Origin of the sequence: Mycobacterium sp., assembly GCF_050701675.1 — a bacterium.
In the GTDB taxonomy this organism is placed as follows: domain Bacteria; phylum Actinomycetota; class Actinomycetes; order Mycobacteriales; family Mycobacteriaceae; genus Mycobacterium.
Genome location: NZ_JBOGDD010000706.1, coordinates 1 through 3478 on the forward strand (window position 1 = coordinate 1; position 3478 = coordinate 3478).

Genomic DNA, 3478 nt, shown 5'->3' on the forward strand with positions numbered 1-3478 from the left:
GACGAGCAGTTATACGCATGCACGAAAGCAGATCTCACGGAGTCACTGATTGCTCGTGGCGTGCGGGTTGACAGTTTGCTTGAGTGGTGACCACGCTCATTAGGGGATGACCCATTACGAATCGACGGAGAGATGACTGTGCGCACATTGATGGTGGTCTTCGGCATCGGCGTTGCCCTGACTCTGGGATCGGGGGCGAATGAACCGATCGCCAAGGCCGAGGGCCCCGGCCCGCTGGCCAAACTGGTCGATGATGCGGCGCAGCGCTTGCAGACCGCGGATCCGGTTGCCGCATCCAAGTACCTGACGGGCGGTGCCGTCGATGATCCCGCCCGCGAGCAGCAGGTGATCGACTCGGTCACAAAGGCCGCGATCGCCAAGCACGTCGACCCGAGCTTCGTGCACGACGTCTTCCGGGACCAGATCGACGCGACCGACTCCCTGGAGCACAGCCGGTTCGCTCAATGGAAGATCGACCCCGGATCGGCCCCGAGGACGGCGCCCGATCTTTCCTCGTCCCGAGACGTCATCAACAGACTGAACGAAGCGATGGTCGACGACATCGCCGAACAGTGGAACGCGCTGCACGCGAACACCTGTCCTGCCGATCTCGAGGATGCTCAAGCGGCCGCGATCGCCGGGCGTCACCTTGACGCGCTCTATCAGCAGGCATTGAAGTACGCCGTGCACCGATACTGCCGCTGACTTGCGAACACCTGCAGACCTGCAGTCCTCACACGGTGGCTGACGGGAAGGACGAACCACGGATGGCCACACGACGACCCAAGCCGGAGCGGGTAAGTCTGTTCTCCGACGGTGTGTTCGCGGTCATCATCACCATCCTGGTGCTCGAGCTGAAGATCCCGGAGGAGGCCACCTTCAGGGCGCTGTTGCCGTTGTGGCCCACGGCATTGAGCTACGCCGTGAGCTATCTGTTCATCGCGATCGTGTGGGTCAACCACCACTACCTGTTCAGCTACGCTGACGTCGCGACGCCGCGGCTGGTGTGGGCGAACTTCATGCATCTCTTCTCGGTGTCGTTGATTCCGTTCACCACTGAGTGGATCGCCGAGAGCGGATTGGCGGCGGCGCCGGTAGCGCTGTACGCGGCCATCTTCGTGATCGTCAACGCGACCTATCTTGCGCTGTGTTGGGAAGTGGTGGACCGCCCCGCGAATGAGAACGTGACTCAGTTGATGCGCCGCATGCTGGGCATGCGATCGTTCGTCACCATCGGAGTATTCATCGCTGCAGGCCTGGTCGCGCTCGCCTGGCCTCTCGTCGCGATGACACTGATTTGCCTGTGTCTCATCGGTTATCTGCGGCCGGACATACCTGCCGTCGGTAAATCCGATACCGGCGACGTGGCGGCTTGATCCGGTGGCGCAGTCGGCGTGGCCCAGCTCCCCATCAGCCGAGAACGTCCTTGTAGGCCTCGGTAATCAGGTCGGTGACGACGTCCGGCTGGGTCACGAGCGGGGTGTGATCGGCCTGATGAGATCGAATCTGCGCACCCATCCGCTCGGCCATGAACTCCTGGGTCTTCGGGTTGATCATCCGGTCTTGGCCTGCCAATAAGTACCAGCTGGGCAGCGTCTTCCACCGAGGGGTCGGCACCGGCTGTTGGATGCAGGCAGCCGAGATCGGGCGTTGCACCGCGGCCAACACCGCCTGCTCCTCGGCACTCGCGTGCTGAGCGAATGCTCCGGCGAATGCCTGCTCGGGCAGCCAGATGTAGCCGTCGGCGTCGGGCGCGAGTGCGGGCGCAGCCGGGTGGGCTGGATTTCGATGGAAGACGTCGGCGACGGTCTCGCGCTCGGCCGGCGCCAAGGCGGCGATGTACACCAGCGACTTGACGTGGTTGTGGCGGGAAGCGCCCAACACTGCACCGGCATAGGCGTGACCGACCAGAATGACGGGTCCGCCGACGTGCGCCAGCGCGCGGTCGAGGGCAGCCACGTCGTCGGGGAGCGAGGTGAGGGGGATCGGTGCGGCCGTCACCGGGATGCCGGACTCGTGAAGGGCGGTGATGACCTTGTGCCAACTCGATCCGTCGGCCCAGGCGCCGTGCACGAGCACGACGGTCGGTGATGTTGGCAGAGGCTTCATGGCGGGCCTTTCAGAGGTCGGGGACGATGTCGGTTCGGATCGTGCGGCTATGCCACTGAACGTCTTTGGGCAGTCTTCGTCTCCCGTGGGTGCACGGACTAGACAAGCGGTTCGCCTCCGTCGATCTTCAACATCACACCGGTCATGAACGTGTTGGTCATGGCGAACAGGACGGCGTTGGCGATGTCGTCAACCGTTCCGATCCGGCCGGTGGGATTCGTCGCACGGACGTGTTCGAAGAATGCTTGCTTGCCCTCATCGCCCATCGGATCCCAGGCGCCGGTGTCGATGACGCCGGGGGAGACGGCGTTGACTCGGATCGGTGCGAGTTCCACGGCCAACGAGCGAGTGAGGAAGTCCACCGCACCGTTGGTGATGGCCACCCCCAGATAACCGACGCTGACCTTGAAGGCGTTGACCCCGGAGAACAGTACGAACGAACCGTCTCGATGCACCTGTGGGGCCAAGTATTTGGCGAGCATGACCGGACCAAGGACCTTGGTGTCCAGGGACTGCTGCAGGCTCGCACGCTCTAGATCGGGCAGAGCGCCGCGGGCTCGGGCAGACGCGGTCGACACCACGTGATCGAGCGTGCCGATTCGCCCGGCCAGCGCCGAGATCGACGCGTCGTCACTGATGTCGACGGCTTCGGCCGTGATGCCCGGGTCGTCGTACGCCGCGGCGAGCTTGGCCCTGTCGCGGCCTGCCACCACGACCTCGGCACCCTCGGCACGCGCAAGCAGGGTGACCGCACGCGCAATGCCGCTGCCACGCCCGACGACGAGCACCCTGGCACCCTGCAACGTGTTTCCCATCTGCACTCCCCACGTCCACAACTCACTGGGTGGGACAACCCAAAGGTACGACATACCTTCGCGATGAGGCCATAGGTGAAGGGCGCATTCGTCCTGTGAATTGGCTACGAATGGGGTGGTGCATTCCCTACCGCATGTGCATAATGGGTGAATCAACCCACACGTCTGGGTGTGGCCGACGTGCGAGTCCCGGCCGCGAAAGTTGGCCTGCTCGAACAAGAGGAGTCACTGATGGCAGTCGTGCACCACCGTTATGTCACCGTTGACGGTCATCGACTGTTCTACCGGGAGGCCGGCGACGCCGATGCGCCGGTGATCGTGCTGCTGCACGGCTTTCCCGCCAGCTCGCACATGTTCCGCCACCTCATTCCGGCGCTGGCCAACGACTATCGTGTGATTGCACCGGATCACCTGGGTTTCGGTCTCTCCGATGCACCGTCGGCAGACGACTTCGCCTATACCTTCGACGCCCTGACGCAACTCACCGCGGGACTGCTGGACGAACTGGGGATCGGCTCCTACGCGCTCTACGTCCAGGACTACGGTGCTCCGAT

Annotated in this window: 5 protein-coding genes; 3 read left to right on the forward strand and 2 right to left on the reverse strand. The window is 63.7% G+C overall.

Translation table 11 applies throughout. The annotated features are described in order from the left end of the window. Positions 1 to 132: 132 nt before the first annotated feature. Both ACRDUX_RS21695 and ACRDUX_RS21700 read left to right on the forward strand, forming a co-directional pair. Positions 133 to 705 (forward strand): chorismate mutase, encoded by a 573-nt coding sequence (locus ACRDUX_RS21695; RefSeq protein ID WP_526416367.1) that lies wholly within the window; start codon positions 133 to 135, stop codon positions 703 to 705. Positions 706 to 767: 62 nt separating this feature from the next. Then, positions 768 to 1376 (forward strand): TMEM175 family protein, encoded by a 609-nt coding sequence (locus ACRDUX_RS21700; RefSeq protein WP_526416369.1) that lies wholly within the window; start codon positions 768 to 770, stop codon positions 1374 to 1376. Between the two features lie 34 nt (positions 1377 to 1410). Here the strand turns inward: ACRDUX_RS21700 and ACRDUX_RS21705 are convergent, their stop codons facing one another. Together ACRDUX_RS21705 and ACRDUX_RS21710 are read right to left on the reverse strand one after the other, a co-directional pair. Continuing rightward, a complete protein-coding gene (locus ACRDUX_RS21705; protein WP_526416371.1) occupies positions 1411 to 2109 on the reverse strand; it encodes an alpha/beta fold hydrolase in 699 nt (232 codons plus the stop codon). A 98-nt stretch (positions 2110 to 2207) separates the two neighbouring features. Next, complete coding sequence (locus ACRDUX_RS21710) at positions 2208 to 2924, reverse strand: SDR family NAD(P)-dependent oxidoreductase (protein ID WP_526416373.1); 717 nt, start codon at positions 2922 to 2924, stop codon at positions 2208 to 2210. A 231-nt stretch (positions 2925 to 3155) separates the two neighbouring features. Here ACRDUX_RS21710 and ACRDUX_RS21715 point away from each other — a divergent pair. Then, positions 3156 to 3478, forward strand: a 323-nt coding sequence (locus ACRDUX_RS21715; protein ID WP_526416375.1) for an alpha/beta fold hydrolase, incomplete at its 3' end; no start/stop codon positions are given.